The following is a 25256-nucleotide window of genomic DNA, read 5'->3' on the forward strand; positions in this document are numbered from 1 at the left end:
GCAAAAACAAAAACTATTTCCGCTTATACTTTGAGGCGGAACCTAGACTTTCTTTTTTCCTTTGTGTTCCGTTTTTCCGTTTTTGCCCTAGTTTGCCTTTGCCGATACGGCCCGAAGATTTGGGGCTTTCGCTTTTTATGTCAATATGCATATGAGGCAGGCCTCTTTTCTTTTTACAAAGGCGCAGAGCATCATTTGCGGCATTTTTAGGCATTGTCGCAAGGGAAAACTTATCCATAACCTCTATATCATCTACAAGCCTCTCAGGTATTGAAAGAAGACGGCTTAGCATTTCGGCAAGTTTGCGCTTTGTAATGCCGTCCTTTCGGCCTACACCTATATAAAGGCGCAAAGAATCGTCATCCGATTTTCGAGCCCTCCCTTCGGAGCGCACAGGCTTTATTGTTTTATAATGTGCAGGCGATAAAAATGAGCCGTACTGCATTTGAAGAATAAAGGAGAGGACTGTTTGGGCATCTCCGTATTCGGTGAGCTTATTTGCAAAGGCGGCAAAGCCCTGTTCAGGTTTTTCTTCATTCATCTTTTTTTCGATTTGGGCAGCCGTCTCTTTTAAGATACGTGTACGTTTGATTTCGATGACTTGCTCGATTGAAGGAATTTTACCTTCTTTTAATTCTCCGCGGGCATGCTTGCGCAGGTACTCTATTCTTTTTACCTCATTAGGCCGTACAAAGCTGACGGCAATCCCTGCCGCTCCGGCTCGTCCCGTTCTTCCTATACGGTGGGTATAGGTCGGCCCGTCATAAGGAATTGCATAGTTTACAACATGGGAAATGCCTTCGATGTCTATACCCCGTGCGGCTACATCTGTTGCGACCAAAATGCGGGTCTTTTTCGATCTAAAGCGTTCCAATATTTTTTCCCTTTGGCTTTGAGGAATATCTCCGTGGAGGGCGGCAGCTTCATAATGCCTTTCGTCAAGCTCCTTTGCAACATCATCGGCATCGATTTTTGTTTGGCAAAATACGAGGCCGTAAAAGTCAGGGCTTGTATCTATAAGACGGACAAGGGCTTCGGTTTTATCTCCTTCCCTTACGACCCAAAAAAATTGTTCCGTTAAAGAAGCTCTTTCTTCTTGAGGTTCCTCTTCGACAATTTCATAGTCGCCCATAAAGTCGGAAGCTATGCTCAGTATCTGCTTGGGCATTGTAGCCGAAAACATTAAAACACGGGCTTCAGGATTTGCCTTTGAAAAGATATTTTCTATGTCTTCGATAAAGCCCATATTAAGCATCTCATCGGCTTCATCCAAAATAAAATATTCTATATCTTCAATTTTTAGGGAGCCCCGTTCAAGATGATCCATTACGCGGCCGGGTGTTCCTACAACTATTTCAACGCCGGTTTTTAGACTTCTGAGTTGAGGGCCTATCGCCGCTCCACCGTAAACGGTTGTGATACGGGGATATTCTTCAATCCTAAAAGACTCAAGTTCACCGGCAACTTGAACGGCAAGCTCTCTGGTAGGAACTAAAATAAGGGCTCTCACCTTTCCGGTATTTGAACGCAGCTCCTGCACAAGAGGAAGGCCGAAAGCGGCCGTCTTTCCCGTTCCTGTCCGGGCCTTAGCGATAACATTTGCTTCTCCTGAAAGAAGACGGGGAATAGCCAAAACCTGAATAGGAGTAGGTTCTTCAAAACCCTTGGCTTCAACTGCTTGCAGGACTATATCGTCAAGTCCCAGTTCTTTAAAAGTAATTAACATAATTTTTTAAATATAATAAATTCGTAAGAAAAAATCTATAGCTCAAATTGACACATTTTCCGTTTTAGGCTAAACTTACTCGTATATGAACTACATCGATTTATTAAAAACTTCGACAGAAAAAACAAATAACTGCGCATGTATGGGCTTAGACCCTATTTTTGAAGCTGTTCCAAATAAAACGGGAAGAGTAAAGGATAATCTTGTAAACTTTTTTAAAGAGCTTTTAGATAAGATGCAGGAAAGAAATTTAGTTCCGGCAGCTTTTAAACCGAATATAGGTTATTATTCGGCTCTTGATAAACCCAGAGAAAAGGATTTTTCTGGTTCTGAAAGCCTTGCAGAAATTTTATCCCTAATCGAAAAAAAATTTTCCGGCATTCCTGTGATCCTCGATTCAAAGCGTGGAGATATTGCCCGCTCCAGTCTTAACTATGCTATCGAAGCATTTGACGGCTGGAAGGCGGATGCTTTAACGGTAAGTCCCTACATGGGAAGCGATTCTATTCTTCCTTTTATTTCTGAAAAATATTCGAATAAGGGAGCTTATATTTTAAACCGGACAAGTAATCCCGGGGCAAAGGATTTTCAAAATCTTAAAACGGATTCTGAAGGCAAAAATAATTCGGAGCTTTATATCCATGTTGCAAAAAAAATTGCTTTTTATGCAAAGGAATTTCCGGGAACGGGGGCCGTTGTAGGAGCTACGGGAATGGAAGAGCTAAGAGTAATTTCAGATATTTATGCTCAAGCAGGAGAGGTTCCCATGCTGATTCCGGGAGTCGGCTCCCAAGGAGGGGATGCAAAAACGGTAATGGAAGTTCTTAAAAATACAGGCTGCGATTTATCCCTTATACGAATAAACAGTTCAAGTGCCTTAACCCATCCTTGGAAAAAAGCACCTGTGCCTGAAAACTATTTGGAGCTTTGTATAAACAATATCGAAAAACTTCTAACCGATACTGCAATTAACAGCATCAGTTTTTAGAATCTTCAAAAATAGAATCTAAAATGGAATCGATGCGGCGTTTTGTGTATCCGCTTATGACATAAGAATTACTGAAGCCTGAATCAAACAGAATAAAATCGCCGCTCTCCATCGGTGTAAGAAAAATATTTATTTTTTCTCCCGTACCTAAAGTTAAATTAAGCTCTTGAGTTTCCGAATTAGTAATCGGAAATGCGGGAAAAATATCTATACATGAAAATTGTTTTAAAAATGTTTCCAATTCGTCAATTTTTTCTTTATTTTTATCCGAAAGGGTGATAAGCTGTTTGTTTTTTTCGATAAGTTGAATTGAGTTATTTTCAAATCTGTATTTATAAATTTGTAAGTCAAGCCAAAAATTTGTTTTTACGGTTAAAAAAGAAGCTAAGACATCGGGCATAATAAAAATTTTTGTTCGGGCATCTATTCGGACATAACGGTTTATCCCTAGAGTATCGTTTTTTCCGAAAACAAAATCACCTATTATAGTTTTATCTGAACGTAATAGCTGTAGGCGGGCGGCATGATCTTCATCCAAGCCGAAATTAATATATTGCTTTATGTCATTGCTTACAAATTTAAAATTTTGTTTAGTACTTAAAACCGAAAAAAATCTTTCAATTAAGGCGGGCTGGACCTTATATTCTCCCGATTGAGTACTTAAAATAAACTTATCTTTTTTTTTGATAAGTCTTAACTCGTTAAAACGCGGAGGAAGAGAATTATCGGGAATAGTAAAAACAATTTCGTATATGTTTTCTATATTTTGTTTTAAAACAAAGGAGATGTTAAAAACATTAGCTTCATTTTTTGGAATATTTAAAAAAATCAAACTTAATAGAAAAAAAATATTTGCAAAAATCAAAATTTGAGTATATTTTTTTAGTTTAAAAAAGTTTTTCACTTTAATCTCCTTTGTTTTACAAAAACGCAAAGGCCTACAATAAAAATAGAAAGAGGAAGAAGTATGATAGAAATTAATCTTGCTCTAAATATAAGGCTTGTCATTTTTTCCCTATCTTCAAAGTGTTTAAAGGGCGGAGGAGAATGTTTTTTGTTTTTTAATAAAAGAAGATTATCTTTTAAAGAAACATATTCCAAACAGTTTACCATAAAATCCATATTGTATGTAGAACCGGTGTAATCTATTGCCCTGCTTATCATATATTCATCGCTTATAACCAAGATACGGGAAGGCTTTGTCTGCCCTGCAACAATTACCGAAGGCTTAAAAGACGCATCTTCAAATTTTTTTAAATGATTTTCAAGAGGATCGGTGCTGTAAGAATCAAAAACCGTCAAAGAGTTTTTACCTGTAAGTGCATAAGGAACAAGCTCGGTGTTTTTATTTAAATCCAAATCGATTGAAGAAGGCCAAAAAGAAATCAATGACCTGTAAGCTGCAAATATAGGATGGTCTCGGTTAATACCGCTTAAAGGAAGCTGAATCCAAAAAGGATAATTGATTAACTTTGTGCCATTATTATCGACTTGGGACATCGTAATACGGAAGTTATTTATTAAATCCAAGGCCATATCGGCATTTATATAAAAACCGTGATGTGAAAGAACATCCAATAAGGCATCATTTATTTTAGGAGTTGCTTTCCAAGACCCCTTTACATCAACCTTATTTCCCGAAACAAAAAAAACAGCCTTGCCTTCTTTTTGTAAAAACATATCTATCGCAGCAGCGGAAGAATAATCTATATAATCGGATCCTATAACCAAAAGCGGAAACTCGGCGGGTATGTTGTTTACAGGTAATTCCAGAGGTAAAACATTAAAACCTGCATATTCAAGCCAAAGAATTACATAAGAATAATCGGTTGCAAGCAAAGCAGGATCTGCAATAAGAAAAATTGTTTCCGCTTGGGTATTCCCCAAAGCATCATCCCTCATACTCAAAATAAATCTTGCGAGGTCATACTCTAATGTATCAATATCGTCGATAAAGGGGATAACTCTTGTTTGTCCCATATATTCTACCATAAGACCCGAATATAATTTATGAATTATCTTTACGGCATTATCCTGAGCTTCTATTTCACGCGGAACAAGTCCTATCCTGCTTATTGCATCGGATGAAAGGCTTGAAGTATCTGTTACTACAACATCAAAATTTCCCTTGGAATATAATTTATATTCCGATAACATATCATTTAAATATTTTAATGAAGGAAAAAAACTATCAACATTTAAACTTTTAAACCAAGTTACTTTTACGGAACTCTCAAGATTGACCAATAATTCTTTTGTGTAATTTGACAAGGTGTAATTTTTTTCTTTTGTCATATCAAGTCTAAAATATACTTTTGAAGAAACAAGAGAAATTAAAATAAGCATCAAAACAAAAAGAAAAAATTGAAACTTATATTCTTTTTTCATCTTACATCCCTTTGTTTTGTTAGAATAAAAACATTCAACTCAATTCCTAAAACAACTAAAATTAAATAGAAGATAAGGTCTCTGGAATCAAACAGTCCCCGTGCAGCCGATTCAAAATGAGGGCTAAAAGAAAAATAACCTATAATCGTATTCAGCAATAACGGAAGATTTAAATTTTTTGTTAAAGGGTAAATAAGGGTAAAAAATAAAACCGTCAAAAATGAAAGCAAAAAATTAATTTCAGATTTACCGCTTACAGCCGAAAGTCCTAGAGAAATGGAAATAATACCCGTACCGAATAAAAACATAGAAATATAAGAAACAAAAAAAGAACCGGAATCAAAATAAGCCAATGAAAAAACGGAAAGCGGTATTACTAGACTTAAAGCGATCATAATAGACCAGCTTAAAATAAGGCTTAAATATTTACCCAATACAATATAGCGTATTGAGACCGGCAGAGAAAACAAGAATTTATCGGTAAATTGCTTTTTTTCATCACTCCATACACTCATCGTCAGCATCGGAATCACAATGCAAAACAATATAGGCATGTTTAAAAAAAAAGTTTTTAGATCCGACAAGCCTGCGTTAAACCACGAATCGGAACCGATGAAAGCAATACCCGCACTCGTTAGAAAAAAAAGAGAAGAAGCATAAAAAGGAGAACTTTTATACATCATCTTAAATTCTTTTTTTGCAATAAAAAAAATAAGTTTTTTATCAGTTTTTTCTAAATTCATTTTTATTTATCCCCGCAAAAAATTCAAAGGCTTTTTCCAATACGGAATAATTTATTTCCGAATCAAACTCACAGCCTTCAGCCTGTAATTGTTCTTTTATTTCTAAAAGATTACCTTCGGCTATTATTTCTCCCTTATTAAGTAAAATATGATTTGAGCAAAGCTCTGCAGCTTGTCTTAAATCATGGGTGCATATCAAAATAGTTTTTTCTTTTGCAATATGCAATATTTTTTTTTCAAAATCTTTTACCTGAACAGAATCAAAACCTGAAGCAGGTTCATCTAAAATAATCAAAGGAGGATTATGTAAAACAGCTTGAGCAAGCCCTACACGCTGCTTAAAGCCCTTAGACAAACTTTTAATTGAATTATTTTTTACTTCATTTATTTCACAAAAATCGATTACCTCATTTAAAGCGTCATTCAATTTATTTTTTTCTATTCCGTGCATTTGACCTGCAAAATATAAAAAATCATAAACTGTCATATTTGAATAAAGAGGGTTTTGCTCATATAGGATGCCTATAAGTTTTTTTGCTTCGATGCCGTTATTTAATATGGAATATGGGCCTATAAAAGCGCCTCCTTCGTCCGGAGTATAATAGCCTGAAATGCAGTTTATGATACTGCTTTTGCCGGCACCGTTTAAACCTAGAAGCGAAGTTATTTCACCTGTTTTTAATTCAAACGAAATATTTTTACAGCCTACGACCGGAGCTTTTCTACTTCCGTAATATTTACTTAAATTTTGTACTTTGAGCATGATTTTATTTTTTCTTAACTCCCAAAATAGTTAAATCATCGTATTGCTGATCTTCTCTTACATTTGTATAATAAAGATACTCATTATAACTCGTGTTCGGTACACGGTGTCCGCAATAAGTTTGATATTGCCTAAAATGTTTATTTAAAAACAGATCTATTTTCTTATCTACCTGAACCATATCCCTCTCGGTTGCCTTAGGATCCTGATACATTCGGAATATTTTTTCGACTGAAACAAGACCTATAACTGCATCTTCAATTGTTCCCTCAAGGTTAGTAAAATCAAAATCGAATTGTTCATTTTCAATCGGGTTATGCCATTTTTTTAAGCTAAAAGAACTTCGGGCAAAGATACTTTCGATAATCTTGCATACGCGGGGCTTACCCAACTCTTCTCCGTCCTGACCGACACTATGAGTTTCATGTTCGGCATCTTTTTCAAGACCGGGTTCTTCACATAAAATAGGCTCCAGCTTGGAATTCCTAAACAAGCGTTTGGCTTCTTCAATACCGTCAGTGTAAAGGAACAGAACATCTCCGGGATTTAGTTTAACGGTTTCAACCTTAAAGCCGCCTTTCATATCTATCATAAAAGTCGGGAAAACTCCTGCTGCAGAAACTTCGGTCAAGATAACTTCTTTCATTTTCTTTAAAGCGGCATCATAAATATTGATAACATTATCACCTGCATTACAAAAATGAACATTACCGCTTATCGAATCCATAATACAAAGGGTAAAGGCTGCAAAACGTCCCTTAAAACCTCTGGATTCCAGTAGATCGTTTATTCGTGATACAACCTGATCTATTTTTAGTCCCTGCTTTTTATAGCTCCAGTCTCTAAAATAGTCCAAGAAAAGAGTTGCGACTTCGACCATTATAAGAGCGGCAGGAACTCCCTTGCCTGCAACGTCGCACTTTATAATTGCATAATATCTGTCATCCAATTTTATATAGTCGAAATAGTCCCCGGAAACGCCTCTGGCACCTTCATAATAACCGAAGAATTCTACATTATCGTCTACACTCTTTCCGGATGTAAGTTTTCTTCCAGCCTCATCCAAATCAAGGGGTAAAAACATTTTTTGAATTTCTTTACCCATAGTCAAGTCCTTTGAAGCTGCAGCGGCCTCGACAAGGCCGTTTGTCATTGCATTTATGGTTGTTCCTAAAACACCTATCTCATCCTTTGTTTTAAGTTTAACATCTTTACCTGCAAGCAGTTCTTTATCTTCAGTAGCTGAAATCATTGCAACGTGTTCAACAAGTTTTTTTATAGGTGCCGTGATAATCGAAGACAAGATATAAGCACCTGCTATACCTGCAGCAAGAGCACTCAATGAAATCAATAATATAATTTTATACAATGTAGAAGTTGCTTCATCAATTTGTTCAATCAATCCTTTTGTAGAAACTTGAACATAAACCATACCATGAATAAAACTTGATTGATCCCCTGCCTGTCTGTAAAGTATGGGTTTATAGAAAAGATAATTTGTAACATCTCTGGACAATTTTTTTGAATTAAATTCCGGATAAGAACCTGAACCTTTTGCACTTAACCGGCTCAATTCGGAATTAAGTTTTTCTTCCATTTGATTTATCGCAGATTGAATTTCATTTCGTCTTTCTATCGATTTACTATCCGTGCTCAAGGCAATTTCCATAGCTGTATTTGTTAATGACTGTATTTCTTCAGCAAGCTCTCCGACGTTTTCACGGGCTTCTTCATCTATCTTATCAAGATTTTGATATACGGGTTCAAGATCAGGCAATGATAATTCCGACTCACCTATAATAAATTCTGAACTATCGATTTTGGATATAATATCACTATCATTGGATGCCCAAACAAAGTTATAGCTTACTTTTTTATTATCAATATGGACTCCCGTTATTGTTGCAAAGTTTGCCTCTTTAAGAGCAGAAGTCTGCGAAGGCAAAAATCCCAATTCCAATACATTTTTTGACGGAAGATAAGCTTTAGCACCCGATGTCAAGCTTTCAAGCAAAACTTGAGTATTTGAAGCCAAGCCTTCAGCCAGCAATCTTTCCTGTGTTTCAGAAAATCTAGAACCTAGAGGAAGTGCTAAGGTTAAAATAACCGATATTACCAAAGTAGTTGTAAACAAAATAAACTTTAATCTTAATCCCATTCCTCTGACTTTTAATTCAGATATTTTCTTTTCCTTTCCGAATATCATAGCACCTCCGCTCAATAAGACAGTTACCTCATTTTTTATTTTTATAGTTTCTTTTATAGAATAAATAACTCCCGTTATCGAAAAAATCATAACAAGTAAAATAAACACGGTTAAAAAAATAATAAAAAAATAATCCGTGAAATCCGAATTCATAGCCGAAAGAAGCCAATTATATTTATATGAATCTTTATAGTTTCCCAGTTTAATATTTCCTATATCATTAAAGGTTATAGTTTTTCCGGCAAAGTATATTCCGCGACCTGAGTGCATTAGTCCCACATAGTATTTTCCGGGATCCAAATAATCTATTTTTATATTCGATATAAGTTTATCACTTAGAATAGAAAAATCTTTTTTATCTATCGTTAAATCATAAGGAGGCGAACCGTCTGCATCGATATAAAGAGCAGTTACCGCACCTCCTGCCGAAAAGCCCTTACCTACTATAGAAAGGGAAATGGAGCCGTCAAGATTTTGCTCTGTATTTATATCTGCAACATAAGTATATGGAATATATTTATTTAAAGCAAAATACTTTACAGCGGGGACACCTATATTCCCAAAAGCATCTACAGCGGAAACAGTTAGAGCATAGAGACCGTTTTCATAATTTTTAAATTCTCTTTTGTTTAAAGTAGAATTTATTTTTGATGTGCTTAATTCGGCATTTAAATTATCCGATAAAATTTCTTGCACAGCGGTATCATCTATAAATGATGGGTTTGCGTTTTTTATATATAAAAGGAATTTATCTACAGTGCCCAAATAAGAAAGATTCCATATATATCCGTTTATAGCAGTTTCAGGTTTTCCTTCTATATCAAATTCAGGCGGATTCCATTGAATATCAAAGGTATTTGATTTTAAAAAACCGCTCTTATCTAAAGCTAATAAATCAAATATTGGGGCCGAAGGAGGAACTATATCTCTCTCATAAGAAATGGTAGACATCTCAGACCAATTTCCGGCATAGTCGCAAACCCTCACACCCAAATACCATAAACCGTCTTCTTCGGGCTCATATACCAAAACGGATTCATTTGGTAATTTTTTAATTACAGGTTCTACAAATTCGGGAGGAGCATCTTTTGTCCATTCATAAGAATAGCCTGCAACACCCGATGAGTCATTCGGAAATTTAATCTTCATTGTAATTTTTTGTTTACCGTCTAAAGTTTTTGAATCAAAATCCAGAGGCTGCAATTGAGCTTTTCCAACTTCATAATCAGGTTCAACATGCATTATCTTTGCCGAACGGATTCCTTCCTGCCAAAGGATATGAAGATTTCCATCAACAAAAAAAGGATTTACAAAAAGCAAAGAACCTGTTATAGATTCTACAGAATCGATTACCCAGTTTGAATCATCTTTTCTTGCAATCAAAACGGACGCTTTACCGTTATAGTCTTCAGACCATGCAATAAGAGGTTTATTATTATAAGCTATAACTTTAGGGCTAAATATTGTCCCGTCACCGGACGGCAGCACTTCAATTGGAGAAGTAAGCATTCCCTTATTATCCAAAACGGCATAGGCGGTAGAGCTTTTTTCACGGCGGTAAGGCGATTGTTCCCATACAAGAAAAATAGATTTTTCCGAACGAATATATAAGAGGTTCGGTCTTTGATTATTAAAATTAAAATCATCGGTTATTCTTATAGGTTCTGACCACGAAGAACCTCCATCTGAAGAAAAGGAGGAAAAAAGTTGATAGGAACTTATATTTTCATTCTTATCCAATGCTTGAAAAATCAAAACATCATTTTTTTCGGCCGCCGTATGAGCCGGAAAAAAAACTCTATCGGTTTTTTTTATAAAATCAAATTCTTTAAAATCCGGCCAATCTAAACCGTTTTTAGATGAAGAAAAAAACACCGAGAATTTTTCATCAGCACCATGAGAAACGAACATAAGGTAATTGCCGTTGGAAGCAACGGATAATTGAGGAGATAATAAATCATATATTTCGGTAGTAATATTTTTAACTGTATAAGTCTTACCGTAGTCCGTACTTTTTAAAATAGTAATAGTGTTGCGGTTTTTTACCAATGCAATTAAAATACTGTCATCATTTCCGACAGTTATAGAAGCAATTGATGGTATATCTGCAGTATAAGAAATAGGAGGAATTATTCTTTCATTTATTATCCATTTTTTATTTGCATATACACCTGCCGAAATATAAATTAAACCTGCATCATCAGAAGACTTAACAACTTCCTCCCAAACAGATGCTGAAATATTTCCATTTGAAGCCGATTGTAGAAACTGCCCATTCCTTCCGCTTATGACTGAAGGACTTTCCCAATAAAATTCTTTTGCCGATAAAAAACTCATAAAAAATAAGAACATTAAAAATATGTTTAAGAATTTCTTCAAATGTTTTTTTCCTTTAATCATAATAAAGCATCTATCCTCTTTTTTAATTCTCTAACCTTTGCAGAATTTCTTGCATTCGGGCTTTGCATAAGCTGTTCAACCAATGCCGCTGCTATAATTTTATTTCCTCGTTGTAACTCGGCAATAGCTTGCTGATATTTTGCTTCATCTGAAGCAGAAAGAACAATAACGGCAGCACCGCCCATACTCATTTGAATCGAGTCCTTTAATTGTATCGCATCAACATTTTGAGGGTTAAGTTTAATAGCCGTATCTAATTGCTGGATTGCAATTGGGAATGAAAGACTATCACCTGAATTGTATATTGCCTGAGCCGATTTTGTAAGATCGGCAGACTCTGCAATTGCTTTAAGATTTGGAGAAGGGAATTTAAGTCCTAAGTAAATTTCAATTTCGTCCTTTAAGGCTGCAAGTCCCGAAAAGTTTTTATCTATGCTATACAAATTCAATAACTCGCTATAAGCTTGTTGAGAATTACGCTTGTAATCATTTCTAATAGTTTGAACTTTCCGTCTGAATTGTTCATTAAAGTTTGCAGGATCTATCAACTTATCTATTTTTAAGCTTAATTGACCTGCAATTTCATTATATGGGAATATAAGCAATACCTGTCTTATATTATCTTTCGCTTGATTTAAATCGGTTAAAGCGGATTTCTGCTGACCGGATTTTATTTTTTGCTCCGCATCCAAGTAAAGCTGATTGGCATTATTCAAAAGCTGAATCATTTGAGGATAAAGAGGTGCCGAAACTGGAATAGTTCTTCCCGTCTTTAAGGTGTCCGCAGTACTTACAATTGTTAGCCAGTTCTCAACTTCTTCGTTAGGGTCAACATGAGTTACCGCCCAGCGGCTGCGTGCTGAAATTAAAGTTTCTTCCGCCTGCCTGAAATCCGTGTTAAAATAATCTCTTTTTGCTTTTTCCAAATACTCTCTGACATCTTTAACAACTACAGTATTTTCAGCATCATTGATTTCTTTACCTAATTTATCAAGCCTTTCATCAGTCATACTACGATATTCGGAATTCTCTTCAAGCTCCAAAGCGTTGTTTGTTCTTGTTCTGGACAATTCTATACTTCGGCGGGCCGCAGCAAAATTGCCGGATGCCAAGTTTCTTTTTGCCTCTTCAAATCTTAGATCGACTTCATTTTTTGCCAACTGTATTTTTAAAAGTATTGATTCAGTATCAGCCAAATCAGTCTCTATAACACTGGAAAGATTTTTAAGAGAGTCAATTGTTTTTTCAATACCGTTTTTGTTTTCTGCAAATATTTTGCTTGTTTCTTCTACAGAAGGATCGGTATTTTTAATAAAATCATTCAAAAGCCGAATATCCAAATTTACAATCTCATTTAAACTCAATAATTCTTTTCTAATTTCAGCAGGAGTTGTTTTATCCGAATTTTCGTTTTTTTGCTTATCAACATCGTTTTTAAAATTATCATATCTTTGTTTTGTTTCAGCCAATGCCTGATTACCTGACTTATTATTTATGATTGCAATCTCTTCATAGCAAATTAAGCGGGTCTTATCCAAATTATCCAAAAATAATTTTTGTTTGGATTGTAATACTTCTTCTTCCTTTGCAAGATCATTTTCTTTATGTACCGATAAAAATTGCGATAATTGATTTATGGATGCAATCATACCATCCAATTCTTTAATTTTTGCTTTTAAATCCGTAATTTTAACATTATTAGGATTGCGCAATTCATCGGAACTTCCTGTATACGTTTCAGGAGAACGCTCAACCTTTTCTCTTAAAACTAAAAAGCGGCTGTAATATTCCTTTGTGGAATTTATTATATTGCCCAGCTCTGCAAAAGAATTTCTTTTTTTACTTTGCGTGTCTACACTTTTTACAAACCTCGAATCCGACCTTGTATTGATAAGAGAATAAATTTCTATTAAATTTTTTAAATGAAATTCAATCAAGGATATGTTTTTTTGAATTGGTATATCATTTTCAAAATTAAACGTATTACAAGATTCAAACCATAATCTTTCGATTTCGGCCCAGTGTCTGTCTAGCAAGGTGTAAAGCGGCTCATATACCCCAGCTTCCATTGCACCTTCAATACCCTCATACTCTTTTGCCGAATCCCGTCCTATAGTTAAACGATAAGCAAAGGGTAATATGGTTTCTTCAGCATCGCTATTTATTTTTTTTTCATTTGAATAAATTTGCTTTAAAACCGCGCCGGATCTAACTAACGAACCGGTTATGCTTCTGAGTCTAGAAGCGGAATTTTTCAAATTGTTCAATTCTTTTTCAATTGAAGACGGAGCGGATGAAAAAGCTTTATTTCCATATTTATTTAAATCGGATATAAATTCGGCATAGGTCTTTTCATATTGCTCCGTATCGGATTTGACCGAATCAAGAGAATTGCTTAAAATATTATTTATTCTATTATATTCATCTTCATTGAGAGATTCTCCGTCATACATCGAAAGTCCCTTAACAAAAGTTTTAGATGCATCATTATATTTTTGGGACTTAATTAAAGCATTACCCTCGTTCATAATATCATTAAACTTGATACGGTAAATTGCATAGAATGAAGAAATTTTTAATTTGTCTAAAAATTCTTTAAGCACAGGATCAATATCCGATTCTAAAGCCTCCATTTTATCGATCATAGCAATCCGTTGAATGTTATTGTTAGGATTTTCTTTTAAAAGCGCTATAAGCTCATGAAAGGTCTGCTGAAATTCGGCTTGATTTTTCATCGTCTTTCGTGCAAGACTGATTCCGCTTTCTATAGATTCGGGTTTAGCTTCTATGACCTCGACTATATTTTCCAATGTAGCCGTATTTTCAGATGCCTCAAAATAAGAATTAGCGGATGCATAATCCTTTTCGGCGGCTCCTTTGGAAAAAGCTGAAACAGAGAAAATACCGATTAAAATGCTCAAAATAAACCGTCTTTTATTCAATTAAAAAACCTACCGATAACTTTAAAAACAAAAATTTTAAAGGCTTTCCTATATCAATTTTCGGCTTTTTATAGTTTTTTTTAACAAAAATCTCTAAAAAGTACTTAAAAAAAAACCGAAACTCATATATAATAGTATAAATATGAAGAGATTTTTTCAAGTCTTTTACATAATTATTTTTCTCATTTTTTGTAAAGTCAGCCTTTTTTCTGCCGATATTTCAGATTTTTATGCAGGCGTATCGTCGGTTTTTGATATTTTTACCCAAAAATTTGAAGGTGAAACGGCATTTAGGTCTCTTTTAATCCCCTCAGGAGGCCGTTTTGAAGGACTTGGAGGAAGTTTTACAGCTCTTTCAAACGATATAAGCTTTTTCGATGCAAACCCTGCTGCGAGTGCTCTTTTAAAAGAGACTGAACTGAATGTTCTGCATAACAGCTGGATAGCAGATTCCAAGCTTGAAACAGTAGGCTATACCCAAAGGAAAAATCATCTGGGCTGGGGAACATCTCTAAGGTGCTTCTACATTCCCTTTACCGAATACGGAAAATTAGGCGAAAAAAAAGCATCAGGCTATTATAGCGAAACCTTTTTAACCGCAAATATAGCCTATAATTTTTTGGCAGGATATGATTTTAAGGGCTTAACTATAGGAGGAAGTATAAAAACCGGCATAAGGTCAATGCCTCCTTTTTCAGGACAAGATGAACCGGCAGATCCGGATAACACAGCCCCTCAATATAAAAATGCTTCACAACAAAACGGATATGCAGTTCTTGGAGACTTTGGAATTATGATAAGGGCCAATGTTACAAAAATTTTTTACAGTGATGAACCTAATTTTTATTTCGGGCTTAGCTTAAAAAATTTCGGCACCCCCATAAGAGGAGACATTCCTCCTTCATATATCTCTCTAGGCTTTGCATACCGTCCGGTTTCTTTCTTTTTATTCGGAATAGATTTAAATCAGGGGATAAATGTTGTAAACATAAAAAATTCAGGGCTTCCTTATGGAAGTTTAGGATTGATGTTTTCAATCACAAAATATTTTAATCTTCTAACAGGTTTCGGCATTAAGGGAGGAAATCCCCGATTTACCTTGGGAGGAGAAGTAAACATCTCGGATGTTCAAATTTCTGCAAACTATACCCTGGACCTGTCCAGTCAGGTTACAAATATCAGCCGAATCAGCGTTGGAGTAAAACTTCTTTTAGGTCAGGATAAAAGAGATGAAAAACTTAGCACTATAAAAAAGCTATATGTTCAAGCTTTAAAAGAGTACAATAATAAAAACTACGAAAAAGCTATAGAACTTTGGAAAGAAATTTTAACGATAGACAAACGCTATGATCCCGCAATAGAAGGCATAGCCAGAGCCGAACAACAGCTCCGGCTCTTAGAAGAAATCAAAAAAATCTTGTTTCTCGATTAAAAGCCTCCTTATTTATCGGATACTTTTTTCTTTCCTGTTTTTGAAGTCTTCTGAACTTCGCCCGCCTTGTCCTTTTTGACAGTCTTGGACGTTTTTTCAGGCTTAGTCTTTTTTATTGATTCTTTTTTTTCTTTCATAGAGGCTTCCTTTTTAACCGCCGTTTTTGTTTCGGTCTTTTTTTCTTGAGCTTTTTTAATCAAGGTTTTTTTTTCCGTTACTTCTTCGGCAGAAAGAGTTTCACGTACTGAAAGACGTACGCCTTGGGCCTTTAAGCCTTTCTCGGCAAAGGAATCGGCCTTAAATTCTTCTTCTATCTTCTTTACTCTCGGTTTTGGTTCATAGTTCAGTTTAAAAGAAAATTTAGACTTAGTACTTGCAAAAAGAACTTCGGTATTGTCAGGGGCAAAAAGATAATCCCTGTTTAGGATGTAGCCTTCTACCCTAGCCCTCTTTATATAGGCATACTTTGTCTTGGAATCGCGGTAAATTACGGTAAAAAGCACCTTAGAAAGCTCCTCTTTTTCGGCAAAACCGCAGTACCACATTCCCGTATCGACAAAAACCCTGTCAGGCACATCCATTACAGTGTAAACCCCGCTCTTCCGCAAGACAAAAATGCGGTCATAGGGACTGACCCTCAAGATTTCTTTTCCGGTAGTAACGGAGGTACCGAGATAACCCGTCTCCTCATCGTAGCGGAGGGCCGTATCCCTTGTTACGGCTTCTTTTACATCAACCTTTGTAAAGCCGGTAATCTCTGTTCTGCGCTTAAATTCTTCGGAAGGGAGCTTTGCCGCAATTCCGTCCAAAACCGAAATTGCATAGCCTTTTAAATTCTTTAAGAGCTTTGCAATTTCCTTTAAGCGGTTGTTTATTTCCCTAACCTCTTCACGGTTCTTGTTTATGTCATAAAGAGATATTCGGCGGATGGGGATTTTAAGCAATTTATCGACATCATCTTCGGTTACGTCACGGATTAATTCCTTTTTAAAGGGAACAAAGCCCTTTATAACCGCATTGACGACCCCTTCGGCCGTCTTCATCGTTTCTATCTTCTTATATATGCGCTCCTCGATAAAAATACGCTCAAGGGTGCGCATGTGGAGGCGGTCGGTCAGCATTGCTCTTTCATATTCAAGCTCGTCCTTTAAAATCTGCATCAGCTGTTTGGCATGGTATTTTATTATGTCCGTTACGGTAATTTGAACCGGAAGATTATCCTTTATTACCAAAAGATTGCAGGGAATCGACTGCTCGCATTCGGTAAAAGCATAAAGGGCATCCACCACATCGGCCGAATAAACACCTCTGGGGAGTTTTAACTCAATCTCGACCTTTTCACCCGTATAATCGCTTATTTCAGAAATCTTGACCTTACCGGCCTTTGAAGCAGCCTCGATAGAGTTAATCATACTTTCGGTGGTGCTTCCGAAGGGGAGCTCCCTTATTACTATCCTCTTTTCGTCGGAGGTGTCGAGCTTGGCCCTGACTAAAACTTTGCCTAAGCCGTCTTCATATTCAGAAACATCTATCAATCCTCCTGTGGGAAAGTCGGGGAAAAGAGCAAAGGATTTTCCGCTTAAAAAGGCTTTTTCTGCCTCAATTATTTCGAGGATGTTGTGGGGCAAAATCTTTGTGGACATACCTACGGCAATTCCCTCTGCCCCTATAGCGAGGATTACAGGGAGTTTGGCCCTAAAAGCTAAGGGTTCCTTGTTTCTTCCATCATAAGAAACGGTATAATCGGTTATGTGGGGATTATAGAAGATGGTTTTTGCAAATTCGTTTACCCTACATTCTATGTATCGGGGAGCGGAAGCTTCATCTCCGGTAAAAATATTCCCGAAGTTTCCTTGAGTATCTATAAAAAGTTCTTTTGAAGCAAGAACCACGAGGGCGTTCCCTATAGAAGCGTCTCCGTGGGGATGGTACTTCATACAGTGCCCGATAACATTTGCCACCTTATGAAACTTCCCGTCATCCATCTCAAAAAGAGAATGTAAAATCCTCCTTTGAACGGGCTTTAAGCCGTCATCAAGGTCGGGAATTGCCCTATCGCGGATAACATAACTTGCATATTCCAAAAAATTCTTATTAAAAAGGCTTTCAATATAATCCATCTTTTTCCTCAAAAAAAAGTATTTTAATATGAGAACCTCTAAAAACTTCAGTTCTTAGAGCTGCCCAGATGATACACTAAAAGTTGCAATTTGTCTACAAGAAGAGAAAATATGTCAAAAAACAAAAAAGCCCCCTTGCCTTAGAGGCTTGGGGGCTTTAGTTTAAAAAGCTAAATTAAAAAACGGTTTGCTCCGAAATAGGTGTTTCAAGAGCTTTTAATGCTTTTTCAACTAAACCGCGGCGGAGTTTTTTCTCATCTGCGTCGTTCATTTTAGGATCACCGAGCGGGTGAGGAATAGCTACAGCCGGCACAATTCTATTTGCACCTACGGTTTTTGAAATAGGAACAACAGTTGCAATATGTACTACCGGGAGGAATCTCTCGATTTCTTTTACCATCGTTGCACCGCAACGAGTACAAGTGCCTCACGTAGAGGTAAGAATTACAGCCTGCACTCCGTCGTTCACAAGTTTTTGAACAATTTCTTCGGCAAATTTCTTTGCACGCTTAACGGCCGTACCGTTTCCTACCGTTGTATAGTACTTGTCATGAAGTTTTCCGATCTTTCCTTCTTTTTCGAGATCACGCATAACGTCTACAGGAAGAACTCGGTTGGGGTTTGCGTTACAATAGGTCGGGTCATATCCGCCGTGAGCTGTTTCGCTGTCTTTTGATGAAAGAGCGGCCATACCTGCGATTGAATATTCGCCGTAGTGTGAAGCGTTTGAAGCTTCAATGTGGTCGGGGTTACCCTTGGGTACAACACCGCCTGAAGTTACCAATGCAACCTTTGCCTTGGTAATATCCTTAACGGGAGGCTGAGGAGGTACTCTGTCGAATACGGGCATCGGATATTCGGTTACGAATTCTTCACCCTTGATCTTCTTGAGGAGCATGTCAACAGCTCTCTTTGCACCTCTTTCTTCTGCAAAGTAGTTTTGGCGTACGCCTCTGGGTAAGAGGCCTTCTTTTTCGGGGCAGCAAACTTTTTCACCTTTTAAAAGTTTTTTAGCCAAAGCTCCGATAGCAGGAACAGCTTCTCTCATGCTTACAGCAGAGTTGCCTGTCTTGATTGTGTACATAAAGGCTTTAAATACATCATAACCGGGGTTTTCTTCGTAGAGACCGGAAATAGCAGGGATTCCGAGCTCAAAGGCAACCTTTGCAGCGTTACCGCAAGCCATACCGTATCGTCCAGCATTAAATCCGGGACCGGCAATAAGAAGGTCAGCTTTTGTATCGATAAGAACTTTTTTAACAAATGCAAGAGCTTCTTCTTCATGTTCGTTAAAATAGTTATCACCGCAAATAATGGTCTTGACGATCTTTCCTGCATCACCTACGGCACCTTGAATTCCGGTACCGGGCCCTGCTGTTCCGTCAATAACCTCCGGTTTGTAGTCAGCCATGTCTTCTCCGCCCTTTCCGGCAAAGAACTGATTGATATAATGAACAATTACTTTACTCATAGCTTAACTCCTTATAGTCCTCTTGCGCTAAGATTCCAGAACCCGAGCTCGTTTGTAGCACCGGTAATAACCTGAATTTCAGCTTCGATTGTTCCGTCTGCATGTAAGCTTCCGTCCCAAGCACCCGCAATAACGTTTGCCTGTTTTACATCTCCGATAATGGTCTTCATCGGGGGAAGTTTTACAACAGCGTTTGCGTTTCCGTTAGAAACTACAGCATTTCCTAAGGGGTTTGAGTCGGCAAGAGACTGACTTGCACCGTCTTGACCGGCATATTCATCGGTTACGAGAACGGTCTTGATACCCATCTCTTCGATCTTGCGGCAGTTCATAATCAAGTCGGCATCGGGATTTCCGAAACCTTCTTCAGAAACGATAACTGCATCGCAGCCTAGCTGCTGAGCCAACTTTGCTGCAAGGTTAGAAGACCTTTCCTTGTCTGCAAGAGTAACGTTTTCATTTGTAATGACTACACCCATAAAGTTGATGTCTTTTCCGTGCCTCTTATAGAGCTCATGGATAATGGGGCTGTTCTGGTGAACATAGGTCGGGTTTTTATCGCATGCAGAAACGCAGTTACCGCTTACGATTGCACCGTCCATAACTTCTGTGGGGTACATAATTGTGGGAAGAATTTGCTTTACGTCGATACCGTAATAATAGGTGTCGTGTAAAAGTCCCTGACTTTGAAGCATGTAAACATAGCCTACCTTGGGAAGGTTCGGATACTGTTTAGCCTGCTCTGCGAAAGGAAGAGTTTCGTATGTTTCTACAGAAGAGGGTTTTACATTTTTAGCAGCTTCTCCGAGGTATCGGGCTGTTTTTAGGCCCATAAGGCGTAAGGCCTTCTCTTTAATAGCACGGGTAACATCGTCTTGGATTTTACAATCAACAACAAGGTTTACGGTCTTTGAGAAAGGTGTGTATTCGGCACCCGGGCCGCTCATGTCGATGATACCTTCCTGAAAACCTACAACTGTTCCGGTTGTAACTACAGCAGCACCCTTCAATACGTGGGTTTTACCTGCTCCAACAGTAGCCTCCTCACCGGTAAAGAAACCGGGGAAGCAAACGCCGCTGCCTTCTACCTTGCATCTGGGTTCAAGAACATCTTTTACAGGGATGATTCGGGTGTTATCACCGGGTTTTGCAATGTGCAATTCAACACCGGTTACAAGCGGATCTTCCTTGATAAGAGCCTCAAGTTCAGCTTTGTTTACTTCAAGGCATGTTCCGTTAACGGCAGTTTTGTTTCCAAATTTCATGTCGTTAATGGGGATAATACCTAATTCAAGTTTCACTTTTGACCTCCTAATATTTATAGTCAATAGATTGATTACTTTAGCTTTTATTATAGCAGGAATTAAGTATATAGTCAATTCTAAAACTTGAATTTATGAATATAAAATGAATAAAATTTTATCGTTTTGAGTATTTGCAGCCGCAGTAATCCTGCCTATAAAGCCCGTATTTTTTGCTTAAATTTATGGAATCAAGGTAGCCGTTTCGTTTTTTAAAATCACTTGGAAGCCATTTACAAGTTTCACTTTCAAGGGAAAGACCTATATTATTAAGTTTTTCTGCATTTTTTAAGGGACTCACCGAAAGGGTTGAGGTAAAAAAATCAAAACCGTCATTTTTAGCCCTTTCGGCAGTTTTTTTTAGCCGTAAAAGGTAGCACCTCATACACCTTTCTCCCCCTTCAAGGCAGTCTTCCAGCCCTTCGGATATTTTATAAAATTCATCAGGAAGGTAGGGTTCTTCAAATATGTCTATAATATGAGGCGATATGTTTTCGTCATTGTATATAGAAATAATATGCCTTTGTTCCTCAGCTCTTTTTGTGTATTCTTCATCCGTGTCTATATTAGGATTGTAATAGAAAACAGTAAGCTTAAAAAAAGGAGCCAGTTTTAAGATAACGGAAGAACTGCAAGGGGCACAGCAAGAATGGAGCAAAAGGGTCTTATTATTTGAACCCAATTTTTTTACGGTTTCCTGCATCAATCTGTCATAGTTTATTTTTTGAGTCATCATTGCGGAATAAGAGCTTTAACTCTTTTGGAAATCTTATCGACATAGGCCGGAAGATCCGTGATTTCAGTGCGGGGAAACCTAAAACCTATAGCTCCGGGATGGCCTCCTCCGTCTTCAATACCGAATTCGCTTAAAATGGGTCTTACATCAATACCCTTTACATCGCCCGATGCTCTTATTCGAAATTGAATTTTATCGGAAATTTCTGCAGGATCAAAGTATGCCGATATGCCCACTCCATGAACTTTTTCGGCGATATTATCCGTAGCACGTTTTATAACGCCCAAAAATTGATTATAATCAATTCCGGAGCTTAAAGCGTCTGACCGCTTTTCATCTAAGATAATGGTTCCTATACGTCCGTCATAAGAAACATTTTTCATTATCTCATTATAAAGTTTTGCATCTTCATCCGACAGCTTTTCTATCAAATCCAGTATTTCTTTAACGGAGCTTATATTTCCCGATCCCTCATTAAATTCTTTGCTGAGTATACTATTGAATTTTTTTAAAAAATAATCATAAAAGACCTTATCTCTGCGTTTAAAAAGATAATTTCCCATTTTTGCATCGCCTATCATACCTGTAAGCATTGCAAGGACTATATTTCGGGAATAGAGATCACTTATACCGTATTTTTTTAAAATCTCAGGGCGTTTTTCAAGTTTTAAACACATTTGCCCGATTATTTCGCAGGTACTTGAAGCTCTCATTGTAAGCCTATAATCTTCATCTCCCGAATAGTCCGCATCAGCCGTAAAGTGATGATCTATCTCAACTTTCGGTATTTTTTTATTATTAAAAAAAAGCCTAATCTCATCATTTAAGGCTATCATATCGGGTTTAGGGGTATCCAAAATAACGATAACATCGGGTGCCGTAGGAACAGTCAAATCTTTTACAAACAAAAAAATAGAATTATAGCTGCAAATACCGGCAAAAAACGAAAGATTTTCAGGTACACCATCTTCTAAAAAAATACTGACCGTTTTTCCGAATTTACGCAGCAGCAAACCGAACGCTACAAGAGAAGAGACACAATCTTCATCTGCATGTTCATGCCCTAAAAGCAAAAAGGATGATTTAGAATATATAAGTTCAAAAATCCTCTCCATTACCGCATTTTTTTTACCTATGCTGAGAGGTATCATTTTTTTTGTTTCAGAATTCCCATAACTCATGAAGTACAGTATACCACATTATATTAAAATATCAATGCTTTTTTTTCTTTTTTTGCAAATATACCTATATTTTTAACGAATTCATCGTTTTCTTAAAGAATATTATTAAAAAAATAAAAAAATGCTTGTAAAATATGGATTTTTACAGTACTTTATATGTATGGAAGTAAAAAAACAGCCCCAAAAGGGGACAATTATTTCTGATAAATTTATAGAACCTGAAAATTATAGAGTTATACTCCTCAATGATGATTTTACCCCAATGGATTTTGTTGTGGCAATTCTTGTTTCTATCTTTAATAAGTCACCGGAAGAGGCCGAAGCTTTAATGTTTAAGGTTCATAAAACAGGACAAGCATCCGTTGGAATTTATGTATATGACATAGCAGCAACAAAATGCTTTCAAGTATTAACAGCAGCAAAACATAATAATTTTCCGCTGCAGTGCACGGTTGAAAAAGTATGAATTTTACAGTAAGCATAACGGTCAGACGCATTTTTCAAGATGCGGTAGAAGACGCAAAAAAAAGGAATCATGAATTTGTTACTCCTGAGCACCTCTTGTGGGCAATTATGTTCAATCCGAAGGCTTTGGAGCTTTTTACCCTGTCAGGTTCGGATCTGGGCTATATTCACGATAATTTAAATACATACCTTAAAAATAAAATTCCTATAAGAACCCAAAATACTCAAGCAGAACCGATTCAAACAGTAGGCCTTCAAAATGTTTTTGAAAGAGCTATTTTGAACTGTAATGCCGCCGAAAAGTCGGTTATAGGTATTAATGACATAATAGTAAGCCTTATGGACGAGGAAAAAAATCATTGTTCTTTTTTTATGAAACAAAGCGGTATAGACCGGCTAAGACTCTTGCAGCTGGTAAGCAGCCCCGATTTTTATGATGACGGCAGGCAAAGAAGCGCTTATGAAAATACCGAAAAAGAAGGGCAGGCCGAATTATTCGTTTTAGAAGACAATGCGGACGATCAAGTACAAAATACTGAAACGCCGAATACAAGAACAAACGAAAAAACTAAAACACAAAGAGGTTTCCTCGAAAGATTTACTGTAAACTTAACTCAAAAAGCCTATAGGGGGCATATTTCGCCCATTATAGGGAGAGAAGAAGAAATAGAAAGGACTATTCAGATTTTATGCCGCAAACAAAAAAACAACCCGATTCATGTCGGCGCGGCCGGAGTGGGAAAGACGGCTATAACTGAAGGTTTGGCAATACGTATTGCAAAAAACGAAGTTCCGGTTTTTTTAAAAAACGCAAATATCTACAGCTTAAGCCTATCTGATTTAATGGCCGGAGCAAAATTTAGAGGCGACTTTGAAGAAAGGCTAAAAAGGATAGTCCTTGAAGCATCAAAGGAAAAAAATGCTATTCTCTTTATAGATGAAATTCACACCATTGTAAATGCAAACTCGGGAGGGGGCGGAATTGAGGCCCCGGATCTTTTAAAACCTGTCCTGACCAATGGAAGGGTGAGATGCATAGGGGCTACAACATTTGAGGAGTATAATAAACATTTTACAAAGGATGCAGCTTTAGCACGCAGGTTTCAAAAAATAGACATTGAAGAGCCAAGTGAAGAAGAAACCGTTAAAATTTTAAAGGGCCTTCGCGAAAGTTACGAGAAATTTCATAAGGTTCATTACAGTGATGAGGTTTTGGAGTCGGCAGTCCATCTTTCGGCTCTTCATATCAGGGATAGGTTTTTACCCGACAAGGCTATAGACCTCATAGATGAAGCCGGGGCTCTGATTAAAATAAGAGCTGATAAAGAAAAAAACGAAGATGAAGCTGATGAAAAAGGCCTTGAAGAAAGAGCCTTGCCGGAGGTAAGCCTTTCGGACATAGATAAGATAATTGCAAAAACGGCCAAGATTCCGGAGCAAAGGGTTTCGGTAAACGAAACGGAAAAGCTGCGGCACTTTGAAGAAATTCTTTCAAAAAAAATCTTCGGACAAGATACAGCCATAGAGGGAGTTACCAAGGCAGTAAAACGCTCCCGTGCAGGCTTCCGCTCTAAGGATAAGCCGGTTGCAAACTTTTTGTTTGTCGGCCCCACCGGTGTCGGTAAAACCGAGCTGGCTAAGACCCTTGCCGAAGAGCTGGGTATTCCCCTCCTCCGCTTCGATATGAGCGAATATCAGGAGAAGCACACGGTAAGCCGACTTATAGGTTCACCCCCCGGTTATGTAGGCTTTGAAGAAGGCGGGCTTTTAACCTCTGCCGTACAAAAAAGCCCGAATGCGGTTCTTCTATTGGATGAGATAGAAAAAGCTCATGCCGACATTTATAACATTCTCTTACAAATTATGGACTATGCTACCCTTACCGATAATCAGGGCAGGAAGGCGGCCTTTAACAATATAATTCTTATTATGACAAGCAATGCAGGCTCTTCCAACATAGGAAAACCCTTAATCGGTTTCGGAGGAGAGCGTATTTCGGAATCGGCTGTCGATGAAGCCGTCGAAAAGACCTTTAGCCCCGAATTCAGAAACCGTCTGGATGCAGTTATAAAATTCGGCCCCCTTACGATGCAGGTTATGAGCCTTATTATCAAAAAGGAAGTAGAAAAAATACGCTCCCAACTTGCCGAAAAGGACATCAGTCTTGAGCTTGAAGAAGACGTTATTTCTCTTTTAGCAGAAAAGGGATATTCGGAAGAATTCGGAGCCCGAAATGCAGCCCGCCTTGTCGAAGACGAATTTGTAACCCCTTTAACGGATATGATTCTTTTTGGGGAAACAAAGAAGGGCAGCTCAGTAAAATGCCGAATCGGGGACAAACTTAAAAAGCCCTATTTGGTATTAAACGTAAAATAAAAAGGTGCGGCCTTTTAG

16 protein-coding genes are annotated in these 25256 nt (G+C 37.3%); 4 read left to right on the top strand and 12 right to left on the bottom strand.

Features of this window, described 5'->3' with window-relative positions:
* Positions 1-13 precede the first annotated feature (13 nt).
* A complete protein-coding gene (locus tag E4N74_RS07970) occupies positions 14-1726 on the bottom strand; it encodes a DEAD/DEAH box helicase (RefSeq protein ID WP_255817190.1) in 1713 nt (570 codons plus the stop codon).
* Positions 1727-1811: 85 nt separating this feature from the next.
* Between E4N74_RS07970 and pyrF the strand changes: the two genes are divergently transcribed.
* Positions 1812-2714, top strand: coding sequence for an orotidine-5'-phosphate decarboxylase (gene pyrF / locus E4N74_RS07975; protein WP_255817191.1), 903 nt, complete (start codon positions 1812-1814; stop codon positions 2712-2714).
* On the opposite strand, the gene E4N74_RS07980 is transcribed toward pyrF, so the two are convergent.
* Genes E4N74_RS07980 through E4N74_RS08005 form a run of 6 tightly spaced genes read right to left on the bottom strand, consistent with a single transcriptional unit; the run spans position 2704 to position 14156 of the window.
* Positions 2704-3618 carry a DUF4340 domain-containing protein gene (locus tag E4N74_RS07980; protein WP_044977495.1) on the bottom strand — a complete coding sequence of 305 codons (915 nt, stop codon included), beginning with the start codon at positions 3616-3618 and terminating at the stop codon, positions 2704-2706. The two genes, pyrF and E4N74_RS07980, sit on opposite strands and share 11 nt — an antisense overlap.
* Entirely contained in the window at positions 3615-5102 is a 1488-nt protein-coding gene (locus E4N74_RS07985) for a GldG family protein (RefSeq protein ID WP_255817192.1), read from the bottom strand. Before E4N74_RS07985 ends, E4N74_RS07980 begins: the two co-directional genes overlap by 4 nt.
* Complete coding sequence (locus E4N74_RS07990) at positions 5099-5845, bottom strand: ABC transporter permease (protein ID WP_145475338.1); 747 nt, start codon at positions 5843-5845, stop codon at positions 5099-5101. The genes E4N74_RS07985 and E4N74_RS07990 overlap by 4 nt, the downstream gene beginning before the upstream one ends.
* Positions 5826-6608 (bottom strand): ABC transporter ATP-binding protein, encoded by a 783-nt coding sequence (locus E4N74_RS07995; RefSeq protein WP_255804895.1) that lies wholly within the window; start codon positions 6606-6608, stop codon positions 5826-5828. The genes E4N74_RS07990 and E4N74_RS07995 overlap by 20 nt, the downstream gene beginning before the upstream one ends.
* Before the next feature lie 4 nt (positions 6609-6612).
* On the bottom strand, positions 6613-11214 hold the full coding sequence (locus tag E4N74_RS08000; protein WP_255817193.1) for a SpoIIE family protein phosphatase: 4602 nt from the start codon (positions 11212-11214) through the stop codon (positions 6613-6615).
* On the bottom strand, positions 11211-14156 hold the full coding sequence (locus E4N74_RS08005; protein WP_255817194.1) for a hypothetical protein: 2946 nt from the start codon (positions 14154-14156) through the stop codon (positions 11211-11213). Before E4N74_RS08005 ends, E4N74_RS08000 begins: the two co-directional genes overlap by 4 nt.
* A gap of 142 nt (positions 14157-14298) precedes the next feature.
* Here E4N74_RS08005 and E4N74_RS08010 point away from each other — a divergent pair, with 142 nt between their 5' ends.
* Positions 14299-15588 carry a UPF0164 family protein gene (locus E4N74_RS08010; RefSeq protein WP_255817195.1) on the top strand — a complete coding sequence of 430 codons (1290 nt, stop codon included), beginning with the start codon at positions 14299-14301 and terminating at the stop codon, positions 15586-15588.
* Positions 15589-15596: 8 nt separating this feature from the next.
* Here the strand turns inward: E4N74_RS08010 and E4N74_RS08015 are convergent, their stop codons facing one another.
* The 5 genes from E4N74_RS08015 to E4N74_RS08035 all read right to left on the bottom strand — a co-directional run bounded on the left by E4N74_RS08015 (position 15597) and on the right by E4N74_RS08035 (position 22397).
* On the bottom strand, positions 15597-17708 hold the full coding sequence (locus tag E4N74_RS08015; RefSeq protein WP_255817196.1) for a DNA topoisomerase IV subunit A: 2112 nt from the start codon (positions 17706-17708) through the stop codon (positions 15597-15599).
* Positions 17709-17883: 175 nt separating this feature from the next.
* Complete coding sequence (grdB, locus tag E4N74_RS08020) at positions 17884-19179, bottom strand: glycine reductase complex selenoprotein B (protein ID WP_084224501.1); 1296 nt, start codon at positions 19177-19179, stop codon at positions 17884-17886.
* Between the two features lie 11 nt (positions 19180-19190).
* Positions 19191-20480 (bottom strand): glycine/sarcosine/betaine reductase component B subunit, encoded by a 1290-nt coding sequence (locus E4N74_RS08025; RefSeq protein ID WP_044977514.1) that lies wholly within the window; start codon positions 20478-20480, stop codon positions 19191-19193.
* 118 nt (positions 20481-20598) lie between these two features.
* Positions 20599-21216, bottom strand: a complete 618-nt coding sequence (locus E4N74_RS08030; protein ID WP_255817197.1) for an epoxyqueuosine reductase QueH — start codon at positions 21214-21216, stop codon at positions 20599-20601.
* Positions 21213-22397 carry a DHH family phosphoesterase gene (locus E4N74_RS08035; RefSeq protein WP_255804903.1) on the bottom strand — a complete coding sequence of 395 codons (1185 nt, stop codon included), beginning with the start codon at positions 22395-22397 and terminating at the stop codon, positions 21213-21215. Before E4N74_RS08035 ends, E4N74_RS08030 begins: the two co-directional genes overlap by 4 nt.
* A gap of 160 nt (positions 22398-22557) precedes the next feature.
* On the opposite strand from E4N74_RS08035, the gene E4N74_RS08040 reads away from it, so the two are divergent.
* Positions 22558-22863 (top strand): ATP-dependent Clp protease adaptor ClpS, encoded by a 306-nt coding sequence (locus E4N74_RS08040; protein WP_044977519.1) that lies wholly within the window; start codon positions 22558-22560, stop codon positions 22861-22863.
* The gene (clpA, locus tag E4N74_RS08045) at positions 22860-25238 is read left to right on the top strand and encodes an ATP-dependent Clp protease ATP-binding subunit ClpA (RefSeq protein WP_255817198.1); all 2379 of its coding nucleotides are present in this window, start codon (positions 22860-22862) and stop codon (positions 25236-25238) included. The genes E4N74_RS08040 and clpA overlap by 4 nt, the downstream gene beginning before the upstream one ends.
* Positions 25239-25256: the final 18 nt, after the last annotated feature.

Origin of the sequence: Treponema putidum, from assembly GCF_024401155.1 — a bacterium.
In the GTDB taxonomy this organism is placed as follows: Bacteria; Spirochaetota; Spirochaetia; order Treponematales; family Treponemataceae; genus Treponema_B; species Treponema_B putidum.